The organism is Paracoccus actinidiae (assembly GCF_030863885.1).
GTDB classification, from domain to species: domain Bacteria; phylum Pseudomonadota; class Alphaproteobacteria; order Rhodobacterales; family Rhodobacteraceae; genus Paracoccus; species Paracoccus everestensis.
Window position 1 is genome coordinate 67,780 of the sequence record NZ_CP132956.1, and the last position, 18,142, is coordinate 85,921.

The following is an 18,142-nucleotide window of genomic DNA, read 5'->3' on the forward strand; positions in this document are numbered from 1 at the left end:
GCATGGACCTATGCCGGGGATCGTTTCTCGTCCGCGGCGCGCCAATGGGCCAGATGGTCGGCAAGAGCCTTGCGAAAGGCCGGGCGGTCGGTGGCACGTTCCGCATAGGCCGCAAGGCCGTGCAGGTCGTCCAGCATCCCGTTCTGCGCCGGGATGCGCAGGATGTCGGCCATCAGCAGGTCGGCCACGGTAAAGCCGTCCCCCATCAACCAGTCCTTCCCGCCCAGTGCCGACTGCAACTGGCCCAGCCGCTGGCGCAGCAAGGGTTCGCGCCGGGCGGCGCCAGCCTCGTCCTTTTCAAAGAACTTGGGAATGATCCAGGCCATGGCAAAGGGTTCGACGCTGTTCAGCGCGGCGATCAGCCATTGCTGCACCTGCGGGCGCTGCGCATCCGGCACCAGCGCCGTGCCTTCGGACAGATGCAGCAGGATCGCGCCCGATTCGAACAAGGTCAGGTCGCCTTCCCGGATGAACGGCACCTGCGCAAAGGGCTGCCGTGCGATGTGATCGGGCGATTTTTCCCGCAGCGGCACGGTTTCGACCTGATAGGGCCGCCCCAGTTCCTCGAGCAGCCAGCGGACGCGGATGTCGCGCACAAAACCGCGCGGGAAATCCGGCACCCAGTCATAGGTGGTCAGGACCAGGGTCATTCCGTTGTCTCCAACGGGCCAACCACGGCGAACCAGGCGCCCTGCGGATCCGTGGCCACCGCAATATGGGCGCCGCCCGGAACCGGGGTCGGCCCGTTCTGGACGGTGCCCCCTGCGTCGCGAATGCGCCCCACCGCATCGTTGACGCCGTTGACCCCGAAATAGGCCAGCCAGCAAGGCCGGGGCGCATTGCCCAGGCCCATCATGCCGCCGATGTCCCCGCCGTCATGGCGGAACAGCTGGTATGTCCCCATCGCGCCCATGTCCATGGCCTCGCCCGCCGTCCAGCCGAAAATCCCGGCATAAAAGGCAAGGCCCGCCGCCGGGTCGCTGGACATCAACTCGGTCCAGTTGGCGTGCCCGGCCTTTTGCTGGTCGAAGGCTTGGGTTGCGCGGCCATCGTCCATCGGCAGGGGCGCAAGGATGCCGAAAGCCGCGCCCTGGGGGTCTGCGGCCACGGCAAAGCGCCCGGTGCCGGGGATGTCGGCGGGTTCGCGGAATATCCGCCCGCCCGCCGCGCGGATATCGGCGGCCGCCCGGTCCGCGTCACCGACCCCGAAATACAGCGTCCATGCCGGCGGCATTCCGGAAACATCGTCCGGCATCTCCATCAGCCCCGCCACCATGCCGCCATCCGTGCGGGCGAGGTGATAGGTGAACCCCGCCATCCCGCTGTCGACGATCCGCCAGCCCAAAACCGAGGCATAGAACTCGCCCGCCGCCGACAGTTGCCCCTGCGCGGTCGCAAGTTCGAACCACACGGGATGGCCATGTATCCTTGCCATGGTCCTTACCCCCTGCTGTCGAAGACCGGCGTGAAGCCGCCCCAGAACATCCGCATCCCGTCAAAGGGCATATCCGGCATATCCTGGCCCTCCATCTCGGATTCCATCTTGCGGGCCGCCTCGTCGCAGGTCGCGCGGTCGGGCCATTCGATCCAGGCAAAAACGGGCACCTCGCCCTCTCTTGCATCGGCGGCACGATAAAAGTCGGTCTGCTTGCCACGGGGCACATCGGCGCCCCAGCATTCGGCCTGATAAAGGGCGCCCATCCGCTGGAACATGGCGCTCGCGCTGTTGGCCATGTCGATATAGGCCTGCTTGCTGCTCTCGGGCGCGGCGAGGACAAAGCCCTGGACATAGCTGCCGGGCCTGCTTTCGCCCACCTGAACGACCGGATCGAAGCCGCCCCAGAACATGCGCTTTCCGTCGAACGGCATTTCTGGCATCTCGGGCAGGTCGCTGCCGTCCTCCATGCTGGCCCAGGCTGCGTCGCAGGTTTCCCGGTCAGGCCATTCGACCCAGGAAAACAGCGGCACCTCGTCCTCCTGGGCCTGGGTCGCGCGATAGAAATCGGTCTGCTTGCCGTGCCGCACATCCGTGCCCCAGCATTCCACCATGCGCAGCGCGCCGCGTTCTTGAAACCAGGGCCAGCCCGCCTTGGCATGGGCGATGAAGGCGTCCTTGTTGGCGGCAGGGACGGCTGCAACGAAACCGGAAACATAGGTCATGGGAACTCCTCCGCTCTGGGCATCGCGGCCCCGAATGCGACTCAGCGTCGCAGTTGCAGTATTAAAAAGCAACTGATAGTCTCGGGCATGACCAAAGACCGCAAAAAACCGCGCATCCGCTATGACGAGGGATGCCTTGCCGCCCACGCGCTGAACATTATGGGCGACCGCTGGGCGCTGCTGGTCGTGCGCGAACTGATGCTGGCGCCCAAGCGGTTCCAGGTGATTCGCCACGGGCTGCCCGGCGTTACCGCGGCGGTCCTGACGCAGCGGCTGGGGCAGTTGGCAGAGGCGGGCGTCATCACGCATGGCGACGGGCTGTATGCGCTGACCGATTCGGGGCGCGGGCTGATGCCGGTCTTGCAGACCATGTGCCGCTGGGGTGCCGCGCATCCGGGACATGATCCGGGCCGTTTCATCAGCCCGACGGCCTTGGTGATTTCCATGACGGCGATGATCCGTCCGACGGACAGGCAGGTGACGGCGGCCCTGACGATGGGGTCCGAGGCGTTCACGCTGTGTCTGACGGGCGGCAGCCTGCACCCCAGGGCAGGGGCGGATGCGTCGGATTTCACGCTGTCGGGAACGGGCAACGCCCTCGCGCGGGCGGTCTATGGCCCGGTGCCGCTGGCCGATCTGGCGCGGGACGGATCCATCGGGCTGGCGGGCGATGCGGGGGCGGCCCAGGGTTTCGTGGACCTGTTCCGGTTGCGTTAAACCGCCCGGTCAAGTTTCGTGGTCAGATGGATCAGGCTTTCCTGAGACCGGATGCCATCGATGGCGCCGATGCGGTCCAAGGCCTCGTCCAGTTCGGCGGTCGAACTGCTGACGATCTGCACCAGCAGGTCGATCCGCCCGCTCGTCGTGTGGATGCGTTCGACCTGTGGCATCGCCTTCAGCCGCGCCAGGATGGCGGGCTGGCTGCGCGGCTCGATCGCCAGCATGACGGTGGCGCGGATGCGGCCCCCCTTCGCGGCCTCGCCCAGGCGCAGGGTGTATCCGGCGATGGCGCCCGATGTTTCCAGCCGTTCCAGCCGCGCCTGCAGGGTGGACCGCGCCACCTTCAGCCGCCGCGCCAGCACGGCGATGGAGGTGCGGGCATCCTGCGACAGCAGCGCCACGATGTTGCGATCCAGATCATCCACCGGCTTGGTCCATGCTTTCGTCAAAACGTCACAAGTTTCGTCATAGTAACTGGCAGAAGATGCAGTTCTAGGCTTTTCATCGGTGAAACTGGAACCCAAAAGCGCCATTCTGGGATTCGGACCTTCCATCTGTCGCCCGACCATCTTGCTGCCACATCGAACGCGCGAAAGGATCCCACAGAATGGGAACTCAGAAGACCGTCTGGGACAATCCGGCCGAGATCATCCGCCATCTTCAGCCGGACCATCCGGTGATGGCTTTCGCGCCCACCGTGTTGCAGGACCGGGCGCGGCAGTTCCTGAAGGGCTTTCCGGGCCTGGTGACCTATGCCGTGAAATCCAACCCGGACGAGGCGGTGATCCACAACTTGGTGACCGCCGGTATCCAGGGCTTTGATGTGGCCTCGCCGTTCGAGATCGACCTGATCGGCCGCTTGGCCCCCCGCGCCGCGCGCCATTACCACAACCCCGTCCGTTCGCAGCGAGAGATCGCCCATGCCGTGCGCGAAGGCGTCCTTGCCTGGTCGGTGGACAGCCGCAGCGAACTGGACAAGCTGTTCGAACAGGTCCCGACCCATGTGGACGGGCAGGGGGTCGAGATCTCGCCCCGCTTCAAGCTGCCTGTGCTGGGCGCGGCCTATGACTTCGGGTCGAAGTTCGGCGCGACGCCGGACCTGGTGGTCGAGTTGCTGCGGCTGGTGGCGGAACGGGGCTATGTCGCCTCGCTGACCTTTCATCCGGGCACGCAATGCACCGACCCGATTGCCTGGGAAAGCTATATCCGCGTCGCACGCGAGATTTGCGATGCGGCGGGCGTCCAGGCACAGCGGCTGAACGTGGGGGGCGGCTTTCCGTCGCACCGGGTGGTGGGGGTGGAACCCGACCTGGAATCGATCTTCACGGAAATCGGCGACACGGTGACGGAATGCTTCGGCGACAACGCCCCCGCACTTGTCTGCGAGCCGGGCCGGGGGCTTTGCGCCGACGCCTATGCGCTGATCACCCGCGTCAAGGGCGTGCGCGACGGCACCAACGTGTTCCTGAACGACGGCGTTTATGGCGGCTTGGCGGAGTTGCCGATCATCGGCAATATCGACCGGATCGAGGTGCTGACCCCCCAAGGCAAGCCCCGCACAGGCGAGCGCAACGGCCGCGTCATCTTTGGCCCGACCTGCGATTCGGTGGACCGCCTGCCGGGCGAATTGACCCTGCCCGACGACATCGCCGAGGATGAGTACGTCATCTTCCACGGCGCGGGCGCCTATTCGGTGGTGACCAATACCCGCTTCAACGGCTTTGGCGCCATGACCCGCGCAACCGTGATGGGCTTCGAATAAAGACTTTTACCTTGGCCTGAATATCCCACAGGGGCTCGGGGGACGTGAAGTCCCCCGGCCTCAGGCAACCGCACCCAGATCCAGCGGTTCCACATCAAGCGCCGAACACACCGCCAGGGTCAGGTCGGGCCGGTTCAGCGTATAGAAATGCAGCCGGTCCACGCCGCCGTCCAGCAGCGCGCGGCACAGATCGACGCAGACCCGTTCCGACACCACCCGTTCGGCCGCCGGTCCTGCGGCTGCGGCTTTCGAAAACGCTTCCTCTGCCCAGCCCGGCACGCTGGTTCCGCAAGTCGCGGCGAACCGCTTGGCGCCCGCCCATCCCTGGATCGGCAGGATGCCGGGAATGACCGGCGCCTCGATCCCCGCTGCCGCGCATCGGTCGCGGAACCGGAAGAACGTGTCTGCGTCAAAGAAGAACTGCGTGATCGCACTGGTGGCGCCCGCGTCGATCTTGCGCTTCAGCCAGAACACATCGGCGTCCCCGCCGCTGCTGTCGGGATGGGGTTCGGGATATGCCCCCACCCGGATCGTCATGTCGCCCCGCGCGGCGATCGCGCCGATCAGTTCGACGGAATCGGCAAAGCCGTCGGGATGCGGGGTAAAGCGGTCCTGTCCCTTCGGCGCATCGCCGCGCAGGGCCACGATTTCCCGGATCCCGGCGTCGGCATAGGCCTGCACGATCTCCATCGTCTCGGCCCGGGTGGCCTCTACGCAGGTCAGGTGGGCGGCGACCGGGATGCCGTAATGGCGGTGAATGGTCGTGACCGCCTCATGCGTCAGCTTGCGGGTGGTGCCGCCCGCGCCATAGGTGACGGACACGAAATCCGGGGCCAGCGGCGCCAGGGCCCGCGCGGTTTCCCACAGCCGGAAGGACGCATCCAGCGTCTTCGGCGGAAAGAACTCGAAACTGATCTTGGGGCGGGACATGGCGATTCCTCTGGCTTTCGCCGCTTGTGCCACGCGTGCCTCCGTGAGACAAATTCATAATCCTCAAGATCAACATGAGCCTGTCTCACCATGCATCTGGAACTGCGCCACCTCCGCACCGTTCGCGCAATCCACGAACAAGGCGGCCTTGCCCGCGCGGCCGAGGTTCTGAACATCACGCAATCCGCCCTGTCCCATCAGGTCAAGGCACTGGAGGAACAGGCGGGCGTCGATCTGTTCGTCCGCCGCGCCAAGCCCATGCGCTTGTCGCCTGCAGGGATGCGCCTGCTGCGTCTGGCCGAACAGGTGCTGCCGATGGTCCAGGCCACCGAGGCCGAATTCAAGGGCGTCGAGGCCGGCCGCATCGGGCGGCTGCATATCGCCATGGAATGCCACGCCTGCTTCGACTGGCTTTTGCCGGTCCTGGACATCTTCCGCCGCGCCTGGCCCGAGGTTGACCTGGACATCCGCCAGCGGCTGGCCTTTGGCGCGCTGCCCGCTCTGGCCCGGCAAGAGGTCGACTTGGTGATCTCGTCCGACCCCGAGGAGATGGCGGGGGTAACCTATCAGCCGTTGTTCGATTATTCGCCGACGCTGGTGGTGCCCGCCGATCACCCGCTGGTCGAAAAGGGTTTTGCCGACCCGCCCGACCTGGCCGGGGAAACGCTGATCGCCTATCCCATGGACCGCGCGCGGCTGGATGTCTTCAGCCAGTTCCTGACGCCTGCCGGGGTGGAGCCTGCGCGGCAACGGACCGTGGAACTGACCGCTGTGTCGCTGATGCTGGTGGCATCCGGGCGGGGCGTGGCGGTGATGCCCGACTGGGTTCTGCGCCGCGAATCCGCCAATGCGGAAATCGCCATGCTGCCCCTGACCCGCGGCGGGATAATCCGGCGGCTTTACGCGGCAGTGCGATCCGAGGATCTGGCACAGCCCTATATGGCCCATGTCCTGCGCCTGTCGCGCACCGAACCGCTGCGAATGCTGCGCGGCGCCGCCGCCTGAAGCCCTTGCGCTTCACATTCCCCCCGCTTGCCCCTATGACGCGCCCCAACCCCTTTCCGGAGCATCCCATGGCAAGCGCCAATCTGAACGTCATGATCAAGGCCGCCCGCAAGGCCGGGCGCAGCCTGGTCAAGGATTTCCGCGAGGTCGAGAACCTTCAGGTCAGCGTCAAGGGCGCGGGCGATTTCGTCAGCAAGGCCGACCAGGAAGCCGAGCGGATCATCAAGGAGGAACTGCGCGGCGCGCGTCCGAACTATGGCTGGCTGGGCGAGGAAACCGGCGAGGATGCGGGCGAGGATCCGACGCGCCGCTGGATCGTCGATCCGCTGGACGGGACCACCAATTTCCTGCACGGGCTGCCGCATTGGGCGATCAGCATTGCCCTGGAACACAAAAAGGAAATCGTCGCCTCCGTGATCTTCGACGCGGCCAAGGATGAACTGTTCGTGGCCGAAAAGGGGGGCGGAGCCTTCATGAACGACCAGCGGCTGCGCGTGTCGGGGCGCAGGCGCCTGGACGAATCGCTGTTCGCCACGGGCATTCCCTTTGCCGGGCGCGGCCCGCTGCCCGCCGCCTTGCAGGATCTGGCGCGGCTGATGCCGTTGACGGCAGGGGTGCGGCGGATGGGGTCTGCGGCCCTCGACCTGGCCTATGTCGCGGCCGGGCGTTACGACGGATACTGGGAACGCGGCAACAAGCCCTGGGACGTTGCGGCGGGGATCCTGCTGGTGCGCGAGGCGGGCGGCTTTGTCGAAGGCATCCGCGACGGCGATGACCCGCTGGAATCGGGCCGCCTGATCGCCGCGAATACGCAGGTCTTCGAACCCTTGGCCAAGATCATCCGCGCGCGCGACTGATTTGCAGGCTGTGCAAGGCCGGCTTGCCTTGACCTTGTGACACCGGGGGCGCATGGCGGGGATCGACCCCGGGAATGCGCCATGCCAAACGACCACGATAACCTGCCCTATGTCGCCTCGGCGGTTGTCGCCAAGACGCCGCCGCCGATACCGGCGGGCCTTGGCGGCAGGCAGGACCGGACAGGGCTGGCGATCATCCTGATGTGCGCGACCAGCCTGATCTTTGCGGGCCAGGACGCGTTTTCCCGCATCCTCGGGTCCGAATATCCGCCCCTGTTGATCGTGATGATCCGCTATTGGGTCTTTGCGGTCTTTGTGATCGCAATGGTCGCGCGCCAGCCGGGCGGGCTGCGCCGGGCGATCCGCACCCGGCGGCCCAGGACGCAAATCCTGCGCGGCGCGATCCTGGTGATCGAGACCACCATCATGATCGAGGCCTTTGTTCGCCTTGACCTGGTCGGCACCCATGCGATCTTCACTGTCTATCCGCTGCTGGTCGCGGCGCTGTCAGGGCCGATCTTGGGGGAAAGGGTCGGCTGGCAGCGCTGGACGGCCATTGGCGTGGGCTTCGTGGGCATCCTGATCATCCTGCAGCCGGGCAGCACGGCCCTTGATCCGGGCGCGCTGCTGGCCTTCGCATCGGCGCTGATGTTCGCGGTCTATGGGCTGCTGACGCGGCACGTGTCGCGCGACGATCCCGCGCAGGTCAGCTTTTTCTGGACGGGCATTGCCGGGGCTGTCACGGCCACGATCCTGGGGATTTGGCATTGGGAATGGCTGGCGCCGACCGACTGGATCTGGCTGGGACTTCTTTGCGTGCTTGGCACCCTGTCGCATTACCTGCTGATCCGCGCCTATGAACTGGCCGAGGCTTCGGCCCTGCAACCCTTCGCCTATACGCAACTGGTCTGGGTCAGCGTCATCGGCGTGCTGGTCTTTGGCGAGGTGCTGCACATGAACGTGGTGGTCGGCGCGGTCATCGTGGTCGCGGCCGGGTTGTTCACCTTGTGGCGGACAAGGATCAGGGCAGCGTAGGATGCGTGCTTGCACGAACCATGGGCCCTGCGGATCGGTGCGTGACATCACGCACACTACCGGGCCGAGGCTTCCACCGCGACCGGTTGCCATCCCTCGGGCAGCCTTGGGCCGATGAAGGGCTTTTCCACGGGGCGCGCGGACAGTGCCAGGGTCAGCCGGGCCACAGGGGGCGGCATCAGTCCGCCGCCCGTCAGATCCCAGGTGGGGACAATGGGGGCGGGACGGCCCAGGATGCGCGCGCGATAAACGGGCATCGCCTCGGTCACGCGCATGACATAGTTGCGGGTTTCGTCAAAGGGGATCAACTCTACCCATTCGACCGGATCGGCGTCGCGGCGCAGGTCGCCGAAGTCGCGCAGCCAGCGGGCCGGACGCCCCGGCCCGGCGTTATAGCCCGATGCCGTCAGCGCCGTCGATGCCCCGAAGCGGTTGCGCAGCCCCGCCAGATAGGCCGCGCCCAGACGCGCGTTATAAGCCCCGTCGGTGGTCAGGCGCGCTGCGGAATAGGGTTCGCGGATCCGGCGGGCCATCTGTTCGGCGGTGGCGGGCATCACCTGCATCAGCCCGCGCGCGCCCACCGGGCTGCGGGCTGCGGGATTGAACTCGGATTCTTGGCGCGCGATCGACAGCACCAGTTCCGGCGGCACCTCAAGGTCGGCATCCTGCAAGCCGGTCAGCGGGAAATGCGCGGCAGGGTGGATCAGCCCCTTGTCGGCGGCGCGTTTTGACAGGCGCAGCCCGTGCCAGGGCATTCCGGCCTCATACATCAGCCGGGCCATGCGCAGCGTGTCCTGCGGATCGGCGGTTTCCGACAGGTGCAGGAAGAACCGCTGCGCCTCGTCCGCCCGACCTGTCGCCAGCAGCCACAGCCCCGCCTGGAAGACGCTGTTGCCACTCAAGGAACTGGCGCGCCAGTCGGGCAGGGGACCGGGCGTGGCATAGTCGGCGGGCATGGTCGCGCCGATCCGCTCGGCGGCAAGCTGGCCGTAATAGGTGCCGGGCAGTTCCGCCGCCTTGGCAAAGGCCTTGTCCGCCGCCCCATCGCCCAGGGCTTCATGCGCGCGGCCCTGCCAATAGAAGGCGCGCGACCGGCTGATCTGGCTGCCGACCACGGTTTCCAGATGAAGGAAATTCGCAAGCGCGCGGTCCGCAGCCCCCGTCTTCAGCGCGGCAAAGCCCGCCAGCCATTCCAGATCCGCGTAATGGCGGTTGTCGGGCGGCAGGAAATGCGGGCGGGCCAGGGCCTCGGCCCGCGACCAGTCGCCGTTGCGCATGGCTAGGCGTGCATAATCCACCCGCATCGGCGCCCACACGGCCGGATCGCGCAAAGCCTGGGCGCTGGTGGATGCCTCCAGCATCAGCGCCTGCGCGCCTTCGTGCTGCTTGGCGCCGACCCGCCACAAGTAACGGTCCATGGTCAGGCCGGGATCGGTGCGCGCATCGGCGGGCAGGGCCAGGATCAGGTCGTCCACGCCCGCGCGGCCTGCCTGCAAGGCGATGCGCGCCGCCAGCAGGGGCCGGTCGGGTTCGGGCAGGCGCGGCAGCAGGCGTTCGGCCTGAGCCCATTCCCGCCGGTCCAGCATCGCCACGGCCCGCGCGGTCATCAGGGGGGTCAGTTCAGGGCCATGGGCGGCCAGGAACGCCGCCTCCTCGGGCGCGGTCAGGGGGACGGCGGTCCAGAAGCGGGCGCGTTCGGTCTTGGCGGCCTGCGGGTCCAATGTGGCGAGATAGGCGTTTTCCGCCGCCAGCGTTTCGGGCAGGCGGTCCCTGAACCAGTCGCGGATGTCCTGCGGCGGCAGATCGGGACGCAACCTAGCATCGCCTTGTTCCCGCAGCAGGGCAAGACCCGGCCAGTCGCCATTGGCCCGCACGAAGTCGATGTAATCGCCCGGCGTCCCATAGCCCGCGCGCAGGGCTTGCCAGCCGACCAGGGCTTCGGCTATCAGCCCGGACCTGCGGGCGGCATCGCGGCCCGTCACCCAGTCACGCGCATCCGCGGCAGACAGGGCAAGCGCCATCGCGCCCGCATCCTCGGCCCGCGCAGGAGCAAGGGTTGCAAGCATCAACAGCCCGGCGGCCACCATGTCGCGCAGAAGTCGCATCACTGCCCTGTGTCGCCGTCCCATGCGTCCGACGCAATTCACAACCTTGGCAAGTTCCGATTGCCCCGTTAATCAGGCGCGCAATCCATACCCATCTGCCCATACCCACCTGCAAGGAAGCGTGTCATGTTCAAGGGATCCCTGCCCGCACTGGTCACGCCGTTCACCCCGGACGGCGAGCTGGACCTGGACACGCTGAAAAAGCTGGTCGAATGGCATATCGAACAGGGCAGCCATGGCCTTGTCCCGGTGGGCACCACCGGCGAAAGCCCCACCCTGACCCATGACGAACACCGTCTGGTGATCGAGGAGGTCGTGCGCGCCGTGGATGGCCGCATCCCCGTCATCGCCGGTGCCGGTTCCAACAGCACCCGCGAAGGCATCGGCCTGGTGCGCCACGCGGCCGAGGTGGGCGCGGACGCCGCCCTGGTCGTCACGCCTTATTACAACAAGCCCACGCAGGCGGGCCTGATCGCGCATTACACCGCCCTGGCCGAAGCATCCGACCTGCCCATCATCATCTATAACATTCCTGGCCGGTCCGTCGTGGACATGACGCCCGAAACCATGGGCGAGTTGGCCAAGCTGCCCACGATCATCGGCGTCAAGGACGCCACCGGCAAGCTGGAGCGGGTCAGCCAGCAGCGCATGACCTGCGGGACAGGTTTCGTGCAACTGTCGGGCGAGGACGGCACGGCCCTGGGCTTCAACGCCCATGGCGGCGTAGGCTGCATCAGCGTCACGGCCAATGTCGCGCCCAGGCTTTGCGCGGAATTCCAGGAAGCCACGCTGGCAGGCGATTACGCCAAGGCGCTGGAGTATCAGGACCGGCTGATGCCCCTGCACGTCGCGATCTTTGTCGAACCGGGGCTGGTCGGCGCGAAATACGCGATGTCGCGGCTGGGGCTGTGCGACGAACGGGTGCGCCTGCCGCTGGTGGCGCTGACCGATCCGACGCGCCGCCTGATCGACGCGGCCTTGGAACACGCGGGCCTGATCTGAAGGCAGGCGGGCCTGGGCGGAAAACTGCGACAGATTTTCACGGTCGTCTTTTCAAGTAACTCTTTGCGCCCCATATTGGGGGCAAGGAGACAAACGCCATGCCCTTGCCGCATTTCCTGTTCCTGATCGCCGCAGTCATCCTTGTGGCCGCCCTGACGCTGTGGGCGTCCTTCGCGGCGGGTGTTCCGGTGGTGGCGCTGGCGCTGATCGCCCTCTCGGCTGCGGCGCTGCTGCACCTGGCCCAGGGCAACCGGCACGATCACGACGCCTGACCGGTCAGCTTTCTAGTTCGGCGTCCCAATACAGGAAATCCATCCAGCTGTCATGCAGGTGATTCGGCGGAAAACGCCTGCCCGCCGCGTGCATTTCCTCGGGTGAGGGCTGGTGGGGCTTGCGGCGCAGGCTCATCCCCGAATGGCGCAGGCTGCGGTTGGCCTTGCGCAGGTTGCAGGGGGAACAGGCCGCAACCACGTTGTCCCAGCTTGTGACGCCGCCGCGCGACCGGGGCACGACATGGTCGAATGTCAGGTCGCCCTTGTGCCCGCAATATTGGCAGCAGAATTCGTCGCGCAGGAAAAGATTGAAGCGCGTAAATGCTACGCGCTTCTGGGGTTTGACGTAATCTTTCAAGACCACCACCGAGGGCAGGCGGAATGCCTGGCGCTGACTTCGCACCACCTCCTCGTATTCGGCGATGATGTCCACGCGGTCCAGGAAAGCGGCCTTGATCGCCTCTTGCCAGGGCCACAAGGACAGCGGGTAATAGGATAGGGGCCGGTAATCCGCGTTCAGCACCAATGCGGGATAGTGGCGCAGGCTTGCAGGCTCGCGCACGAAATGGGTTCGGAAATCCGTCTGATGTCGCTGATCCAGCATATTGCCTTCCCGCCTGCCCCCATGGGTGGCCGGGGGCGCCCCGTCAGATCCTTCAGCCCGACTATATATCGCGTCAGGCATCTGGCAAGCCCCCGGATCTATTCTGCCTGATGGGTAGTCCGCATGGGTGACAGGTCCGTGACAGTTGCCGCCCGCCTTTGTCCTTGGCAGGCTGCAGGCATGACCAAAATGACGCCGCCGGTGCTGGGCACGCTTGAATCCGCGCTTTATGCGGGCGACCTGGATGCGGCCATGGTCTTCTGGCGCGACGTGATGGGGTTGCAGCCGTTCCAGGCCGTGCCGGGACGCCATGTGTTTTTCCGCGTCGGGCAGTCGCAGGTGTTGCTGGTGTTCGATCCCGCCGCCACCGAACAGCCGCCAAGGCCGGAGGCAAGGCTGCCCGTCCCCCCGCACGGCGCGCGGGGGCCGGGCCATTTCTGTCTGGCTGTCGCGCCCGACCGACTGGACGCCTGGCGCGACCACCTGACCGCGCAAGGCATCGCCATCGAGGCTGATTTCCATTGGCCGAACGGCGCCCGGTCGATCTATGTCCGCGATCCGGCGGGCAATTCCATCGAACTGGCCGATCCGGCCATCTGGGCCTGACTACTTGCCCAGCCGGTCCCTGAGGAAACTCAGCGCCACCGACAGCCCGTCGGGCGAAATCCCGTGCCCGGTGCCCTTCATCACATGGCCATAAACGGCAAAGCCCGCCTGTTCCAGCGCCTCCCCGGCAAGCGTCATGTCCTGGAACGGCACCATCGGATCCTGGTCGCCATGCAGCAGCAGGACCGGCGGCTTGACCGTCGCCTCGGCCGCCAGCAACTCGGGGACCAGCAGCCGGCCCGAAAATCCGATGATCCCGGCAACCGCTTCATCCCGGCGCGGCAGAACGTGCAGCGCCATCATTGTGCCCTGGGAAAAGCCCACCACGACCATCCGGTCCGCCGTCAGCCCCTCGTCCGCCAGAACCTTGTCCAGCCAGGCGTTCAGCAGGGCGATGGACCGGCCCATCGCCTCCTTGGCCTGGGCTTCGGTTGATCCGTCCAGCCAGGGGATGGGAAACCACTGGAAACCGAAAGGGTTGTTGATGCTGCGTTCGGGGGCGTCGGGCGCATGAAAGGCCACGCCCGGCAGATGCGGCGACAGGGGATCGGCCAGGCCCAGCAGGTCGGCCCCGTCGGCGCCATAGCCATGCAGGAAGACCACGACCGCATCGGCCTTGGACGGACCCTTGCGGGCGGATTTCAGAACGGTCATCGGATTCCCTCGCGGCCTTTGGCACGCAGGTAATAGGCCCAGAGGCCACGGGCCGCAACCGCGCGCCAGGGCCGCCAAGGTTCCGCCATGCGCCGAAGGCCGGCCGCCGTGGGGCGGGCATCCAGGCCATACATCATCCGCGCGGCCTCTTGCAGGGCAAGATCGCCCGCCGCAAAGACATCGGCCCGGCCAAGCGCCATCTTCAGATAGATCTCGGCCGTCCATGCCCCGATGCCGGGCAGCGCGGTCAGGGTGGCGATGGCCTGATCGTCAGACATCGCGCGCAAGGCGTCCCAGTCCAGCCCGGCACCGGCGATCCCCTTCAGATAGCGGACCTTGGGGCGCGACAGGCCCGCCGCACGCAAGGCTTCCTCGGGCGCGGCAAGGATCGCCTCGGGCGTCATCAGCCCCGCCGCCGTCAACCGCGCCGAGATCGCGGCAGCGGCCGAGGTCGAGATCAGTTGCCCCACCACGGCATCGGCCAAGGCTTCGAAACCATCCGCGCGCCGCAGCAGCGGCAGCCGGCCCAGATCTGGCGCGACCCGCGCCCAGACGGGGCAGACCGCGACCAGATGGGCCATGCCCTGGGCCAGGTCGTCATCGGACTGGATCAGGCGCGGCCCGCAACGGGGGGCGTCAGTCACGATCCGCCGCGGCCTCCAGCTTCAGCCGCGTTTCCCATGCCATCGAGATATGTTGGCGCAGCGCCTTGTCCGCCGCCGCCCCGTCGCCTGCCGCGATGGCATCGACGATGCGCTTGTGTTCGGCAAGGGCGGTTTCGCTGCGCCCTTCGGCGGCCAGCGAGGTGCGCGCCATGAGCGCCATGGACCGATGCACCAGGTCAAGCTGCTGGACCAGATAGCGGTTGTGGGACGCCAGGTGGATCTGGTGGTGGAACCGCTTGTTGGCGCGGGCCAGGGCCTCGGGATTGCCGACGGCCTTCTGGTCGTCGGTGACCATCTGGGCCAGGACGCGCACCTCCTCGGGGGTGGCGTGGCGGGCGGCCAGGCGGGCGGCCAGGGCCTCGAGTTCGGCACGGACGGTATAAAGTTCGGCCAACTGGTTGTGATCCAGGGATGCGACGATCAGGCTGCGACCGTCGCGGACCAGCATTTGTTGCGTTTCCAGCCGCTGCAAGGCCTCTCGGACAGGGGTGCGGCTGACGCCGAAGCGTTCGGCCAGTTCCGATTCCACCAGCCGGTCGCCGGGGCGATAGGTGCCGGATTCGATTGCCGTCAGGATCAGGGAATATGCGTCTTTCATGGCCGCACGATTGGCCGCGAGCGGGCCGATTGCAAGCGCGCCGTTGCCGGGCTAGGCAGCAGGCATGGATTTCACCCTTGTCGATACCTGGATCTTCGATCTGGACAACACGCTTTATCCGCCGGACATGGCGCTGTTCCCGCAGATCGAACAGCGGATGACGGATTACGTCATGCGCACCCTGGCGGTCGAACGCGACGCCGCCGACCAGATGCGGCGCGACTGGTGGATGCGGCACGGGACGACGCTGGCCGGGCTGATGGCGGAACACGCCATCGACCCCATCGCCTATCTGGACGATGTCCACGACATCGACTTCGCGCCCCTGCTGCCCGCGCCCGATCTGGCCGCCGCCATTGCCGCGCTGCCGGGGCGCAAGCTGATCCATACCAATGCCGACGCTGCCTATGCGGTAAAGGTGCTGCGGGCGCGGGGCCTGGGACTGGTGGACGACCCCGTGCCCGCGCCCCTGTTCGAGGCGATCTATGGAATCGCGGAAACGCATTTCCATCCAAAGCCCATGCGCGACGCCTTCGAGGCCGTCATCGGCTATGCCGGGATCGACCCCACCCGCGCGGCCTTCTTCGAGGATGACCCCCGCAACCTGGCCGTCCCGCATGAACTGGGGATGCGCACGATCCTGGTCGGGCCGGGGCGTCACGGGCCGGATCCGATGGCGGGCGAGGTTCCCGCCCATGTGGATCATCACATCCACGACCTGACGGCCTTCCTGCGCCAGATTGCCCTTGGCCGCTGATTGGGCCACAATGGGAACCGGACGCGCAATCCGATAGGCTTCCCATGACCCATACTGCCGACAAAAGCGGAAATCGCCTGACTTTCCGCATCCTTGCCCTTCTTCTGGTCGTTGTCGCGATTGCCGTTCTGGCCGTCGTCCTGTTCGGCCTGCCGGTCCTCGGACTGCTGGGACTGGTCCTGACCGTGGTCGTTTTCACCGTCATGCTGATGTTCACGGCCGGAAACTAGGCGCGGCATATGATCGCAGGCGACCTTGAACGGATCGACATCCTTGTGTCGGGCGGCGGCATCGCCGGATTGATCACGGCTGCCGCATTCGGCGCGCAGGGGTTTTCGACGCTTTGCGTCGATCCCGCCCCGCCTGTCACGGAGGAAGGATCCGAGGGGGCCGACCTGCGCACCACGGCATTCCTGGCCCCGTCGGTCGCCCTGCTGCGCCGGATCGGCCTGTGGGACCGCCTGCTGCCCCATGCCACGCCCTTGCAGGTCATGCGCATCGTCGATGCGGGCGGGGCACTGCCTGTCGCCCGGTTGACCCGCGATTTCAACGCGTCCGAGATCGGCGACCAGCCCTTTGGCTGGAACCTGCCCAACTGGCTTTTGCGGCGGGAAATCTCCGCCCGGCTGGCCGAGATGGCGAATGTCCGCTTTCAGTCCGGCACCGGCACGGCGGGTGTTCTGGCCCGCGACGAAGGCGCGATCGTCACCCTGACCGACGGGCGCCGCGTCCGGTCACGGCTGCTGGTGGGCGCCGACGGGCGCGATTCCCCGGTCCGCCAGGCGCTTGGCATCGGGGTGCGGACCTTTCGATATGGCCAGAAGGCCCTGGCCTTTGCCGTCACGCATGAACAGCCGCACAAGAATATCTCGACCGAGGTTCACCGATCCGGGGGGCCGTTCACGCTGGTCCCGCTGCCCGATCGCGACGGCAAGCCCTGTTCGGCCATCGTCTGGATGGAAAACGGCCGAGAGGTGGCGCGCCTTGCCGCCCTGCCGCCCGACGCCTTCGAGGTGGAACTGAACGCCCGGTCCGCAGGCGTATTGGGGCACCTGACGCTGGCCACCCGCCTGACGCAATGGCCGATTATCAGCCAGATCGCCGACCGTTTCACCGGCCCCCGCACGGCCCTGATCGCCGAGGCTGCCCACGTCGTCCCCCCCATCGGCGCGCAAGGGCTGAACATGAGCCTGGCCGACCTGTCCGCCCTGCTGGACCTGTCAGGCGACGAACCCGGCGATCCCGCCGGCCTGGCTGCCTATGACCGCGCCCGCCGCCCCGAGGCCTATGCCCGCCTGCTGGGCATCGACGCGCTGAACCGCGCCAGCCAAGCCAGCATCCGTCCCTTGCGCGACCTGCGCGCGGCGGCGCTTGGCGGGCTGTATGGCATCGCGCCGGTGCGCCGGCTGATGATGCGCGCGGGCTTGGGGATGCGCTGAGCGGCGGAACAACGCAGCCCTCCTGGCGTTTGCCGTCTTTGCAGATCCCGGAGGAAACCATGACCGATCCCGACGTGACCGATCGCATCTGGACCATGGCCGACAAGCTGGACCCGTGCATGTTCGTGACCCGCGACGGCGACGGCCAGCGGGTCCGCCCGGTCTATGCCCGCGTGCGCCGGGACGAGGGCGCGATCTATATCCTGTCCGACATCCAGGGCTGCAAGCTGGACCAGATTCAGGCGAACCCCAATGTCTCGCTGGCCTTTTCGGACGAACGGGCCAACGATTACGTTGTGATCAACGGCACGGCCGAGGTGCGCCACGATCCCGAAAAGGCGCGCGATGTCTGGCGTTTCAGTGACGAGACCTTTTTCAAATCGCCTGATAACCCCGACCTGCGCGTCATCGCCGTCACGCCTGTCGCGGCGGAATTGTGGGACGGCAGCAACCTGCTGATCACCGGGGCGAAGATGCTGGCCGACCGGCTGGTCGGGACCAAGTCGGAACTGGTCGAGAACGCCAAGGTGGACCGGCTGGACTGACGGGCCTTGACCCCAGGGCCGGCGGTCCTATCTTTCCGGGCAGAGGACGACCTCCCCGCGATGGGCCGGAACGCCGGGACGACCCGGCCAGCATGAGGTTCGTCATGGCTTGGGTCTATCTTGTTCTTGCCGGTTTTCTGGAAATCGTCTGGGCAACGGCGATGAAGCAATCGGCCGGTTTTACCCGCATCTTTCCCACCGCTGTCATGCTGGTCAGCATGATCGCGTCTTTCTGGCTGCTGGCGGTCGCGATGCGGACGCTGCCGCTGGGCACGTCCTATACCGTCTGGGTCGGGATCGGGGCCGTGGGCGCCTTTCTTTTCGGGATCGTGCTGTTCGGAGAGCCGGTGACCACAGCGCGCCTGATTGCCGCAGGATTGATCGTTGCGGGCATCGTCACGATGAAACTGGCATCCTGACATACGG

Annotated in this window: 23 protein-coding genes; 13 read left to right on the forward strand and 10 right to left on the reverse strand. The window is 66.7% G+C overall.

Annotation, left to right across the window (positions count from 1 at the left end):
* Positions 1–8 precede the first annotated feature (8 nt).
* Genes Q5701_RS00355 through Q5701_RS00365 form a run of 3 tightly spaced genes read right to left on the reverse strand, consistent with a single transcriptional unit; the run spans position 9 to position 2,160 of the window.
* A complete protein-coding gene (locus Q5701_RS00355; RefSeq protein ID WP_306753214.1) occupies positions 9–650 on the reverse strand; it encodes a glutathione S-transferase family protein in 642 nt (213 codons plus the stop codon).
* On the reverse strand, positions 647–1,435 hold the full coding sequence (locus Q5701_RS00360) for a VOC family protein (protein ID WP_306753215.1): 789 nt from the start codon (positions 1,433–1,435) through the stop codon (positions 647–649). The genes Q5701_RS00355 and Q5701_RS00360 overlap by 4 nt, the downstream gene beginning before the upstream one ends.
* 5 nt (positions 1,436–1,440) lie before the next feature.
* Positions 1,441–2,160: a DUF1428 domain-containing protein gene (locus Q5701_RS00365; RefSeq protein WP_306753216.1), complete on the reverse strand. Its 720-nt coding sequence runs from the start codon at positions 2,158–2,160 to the stop codon at positions 1,441–1,443.
* An 87-nt stretch (positions 2,161–2,247) separates the two neighbouring features.
* Here Q5701_RS00365 and Q5701_RS00370 point away from each other — a divergent pair, with 87 nt between their 5' ends.
* Positions 2,248–2,877 (forward strand): winged helix-turn-helix transcriptional regulator, encoded by a 630-nt coding sequence (locus Q5701_RS00370; protein WP_306753217.1) that lies wholly within the window; start codon positions 2,248–2,250, stop codon positions 2,875–2,877.
* On the opposite strand, the gene Q5701_RS00375 is transcribed toward Q5701_RS00370, so the two are convergent.
* A complete protein-coding gene (locus Q5701_RS00375) occupies positions 2,874–3,305 on the reverse strand; it encodes an Lrp/AsnC family transcriptional regulator (protein ID WP_306753218.1) in 432 nt (143 codons plus the stop codon). The genes Q5701_RS00370 and Q5701_RS00375 overlap by 4 nt on opposite strands.
* Before the next feature lie 182 nt (positions 3,306–3,487).
* Between Q5701_RS00375 and Q5701_RS00380 the strand changes: the two genes are divergently transcribed.
* On the forward strand, positions 3,488–4,642 hold the full coding sequence (locus Q5701_RS00380; RefSeq protein ID WP_306753219.1) for a type III PLP-dependent enzyme: 1,155 nt from the start codon (positions 3,488–3,490) through the stop codon (positions 4,640–4,642).
* A 60-nt stretch (positions 4,643–4,702) separates the two neighbouring features.
* Here Q5701_RS00380 and metF read toward each other — a convergent pair whose 3' ends face one another.
* Positions 4,703–5,572 carry a methylenetetrahydrofolate reductase [NAD(P)H] gene (metF, locus tag Q5701_RS00385; RefSeq protein ID WP_306753220.1) on the reverse strand — a complete coding sequence of 290 codons (870 nt, stop codon included), beginning with the start codon at positions 5,570–5,572 and terminating at the stop codon, positions 4,703–4,705.
* 90 nt (positions 5,573–5,662) lie between these two features.
* On the opposite strand from metF, the gene Q5701_RS00390 reads away from it, so the two are divergent.
* The 3 genes from Q5701_RS00390 to Q5701_RS00400 all read left to right on the forward strand — a co-directional run bounded on the left by Q5701_RS00390 (position 5,663) and on the right by Q5701_RS00400 (position 8,469).
* Complete coding sequence (locus Q5701_RS00390; protein WP_306753221.1) at positions 5,663–6,577, forward strand: LysR family transcriptional regulator; 915 nt, start codon at positions 5,663–5,665, stop codon at positions 6,575–6,577.
* A gap of 68 nt (positions 6,578–6,645) precedes the next feature.
* Positions 6,646–7,434, forward strand: a complete 789-nt coding sequence (locus tag Q5701_RS00395) for an inositol monophosphatase family protein (RefSeq protein ID WP_234854930.1) — start codon at positions 6,646–6,648, stop codon at positions 7,432–7,434.
* A gap of 81 nt (positions 7,435–7,515) precedes the next feature.
* Positions 7,516–8,469 carry a DMT family transporter gene (locus tag Q5701_RS00400; RefSeq protein ID WP_306753222.1) on the forward strand — a complete coding sequence of 318 codons (954 nt, stop codon included), beginning with the start codon at positions 7,516–7,518 and terminating at the stop codon, positions 8,467–8,469.
* Between the two features lie 56 nt (positions 8,470–8,525).
* Here Q5701_RS00400 and Q5701_RS00405 read toward each other — a convergent pair whose 3' ends face one another.
* Positions 8,526–10,574, reverse strand: a complete 2,049-nt coding sequence (locus Q5701_RS00405) for a lytic transglycosylase domain-containing protein (protein WP_306753223.1) — start codon at positions 10,572–10,574, stop codon at positions 8,526–8,528.
* 126 nt (positions 10,575–10,700) lie between these two features.
* Here Q5701_RS00405 and dapA point away from each other — a divergent pair, with 126 nt between their 5' ends.
* Both dapA and Q5701_RS00415 read left to right on the forward strand, forming a co-directional pair.
* On the forward strand, positions 10,701–11,576 hold the full coding sequence (gene dapA / locus Q5701_RS00410; RefSeq protein ID WP_234854932.1) for a 4-hydroxy-tetrahydrodipicolinate synthase: 876 nt from the start codon (positions 10,701–10,703) through the stop codon (positions 11,574–11,576).
* Between the two features lie 98 nt (positions 11,577–11,674).
* Positions 11,675–11,848, forward strand: a complete 174-nt coding sequence (locus tag Q5701_RS00415) for a hypothetical protein (protein WP_306753224.1) — start codon at positions 11,675–11,677, stop codon at positions 11,846–11,848.
* 4 nt (positions 11,849–11,852) lie between these two features.
* Here Q5701_RS00415 and Q5701_RS00420 read toward each other — a convergent pair whose 3' ends face one another.
* On the reverse strand, positions 11,853–12,452 hold the full coding sequence (locus tag Q5701_RS00420; protein WP_306753225.1) for an HNH endonuclease: 600 nt from the start codon (positions 12,450–12,452) through the stop codon (positions 11,853–11,855).
* A gap of 180 nt (positions 12,453–12,632) precedes the next feature.
* On the opposite strand from Q5701_RS00420, the gene Q5701_RS00425 reads away from it, so the two are divergent.
* Complete coding sequence (locus Q5701_RS00425) at positions 12,633–13,058, forward strand: VOC family protein (protein WP_373568595.1); 426 nt, start codon at positions 12,633–12,635, stop codon at positions 13,056–13,058.
* Here the strand turns inward: Q5701_RS00425 and Q5701_RS00430 are convergent, their stop codons facing one another.
* From Q5701_RS00430 to Q5701_RS00440, 3 genes are read right to left on the reverse strand one after another with little or no spacing between them, the layout of a single operon-like run.
* Positions 13,059–13,712: an alpha/beta hydrolase gene (locus Q5701_RS00430; RefSeq protein WP_306753226.1), complete on the reverse strand. Its 654-nt coding sequence runs from the start codon at positions 13,710–13,712 to the stop codon at positions 13,059–13,061. It lies immediately after the preceding gene.
* Positions 13,709–14,293, reverse strand: coding sequence for a DNA-3-methyladenine glycosylase family protein (locus Q5701_RS00435; RefSeq protein ID WP_306755482.1), 585 nt, complete (start codon positions 14,291–14,293; stop codon positions 13,709–13,711). Before Q5701_RS00435 ends, Q5701_RS00430 begins: the two co-directional genes overlap by 4 nt.
* 55 nt (positions 14,294–14,348) lie before the next feature.
* Positions 14,349–14,975 carry a GntR family transcriptional regulator gene (locus tag Q5701_RS00440; protein WP_306753227.1) on the reverse strand — a complete coding sequence of 209 codons (627 nt, stop codon included), beginning with the start codon at positions 14,973–14,975 and terminating at the stop codon, positions 14,349–14,351.
* A 64-nt stretch (positions 14,976–15,039) separates the two neighbouring features.
* Between Q5701_RS00440 and Q5701_RS00445 the strand changes: the two genes are divergently transcribed.
* The 5 genes from Q5701_RS00445 to Q5701_RS00465 all read left to right on the forward strand — a co-directional run bounded on the left by Q5701_RS00445 (position 15,040) and on the right by Q5701_RS00465 (position 18,135).
* Positions 15,040–15,732, forward strand: coding sequence for a pyrimidine 5'-nucleotidase (locus Q5701_RS00445; protein WP_306753228.1), 693 nt, complete (start codon positions 15,040–15,042; stop codon positions 15,730–15,732).
* Positions 15,733–15,776: 44 nt separating this feature from the next.
* A complete protein-coding gene (locus Q5701_RS00450) occupies positions 15,777–15,962 on the forward strand; it encodes a hypothetical protein (RefSeq protein WP_234854938.1) in 186 nt (61 codons plus the stop codon).
* Between the two features lie 9 nt (positions 15,963–15,971).
* Positions 15,972–17,171, forward strand: a complete 1,200-nt coding sequence (locus Q5701_RS00455; protein WP_306753229.1) for a UbiH/UbiF family hydroxylase — start codon at positions 15,972–15,974, stop codon at positions 17,169–17,171.
* Positions 17,172–17,230: 59 nt separating this feature from the next.
* On the forward strand, positions 17,231–17,716 hold the full coding sequence (locus tag Q5701_RS00460; RefSeq protein WP_306753230.1) for a pyridoxamine 5'-phosphate oxidase family protein: 486 nt from the start codon (positions 17,231–17,233) through the stop codon (positions 17,714–17,716).
* A gap of 104 nt (positions 17,717–17,820) precedes the next feature.
* Entirely contained in the window at positions 17,821–18,135 is a 315-nt protein-coding gene (locus Q5701_RS00465) for a DMT family transporter (protein ID WP_234855732.1), read from the forward strand.
* Positions 18,136–18,142: the final 7 nt, after the last annotated feature.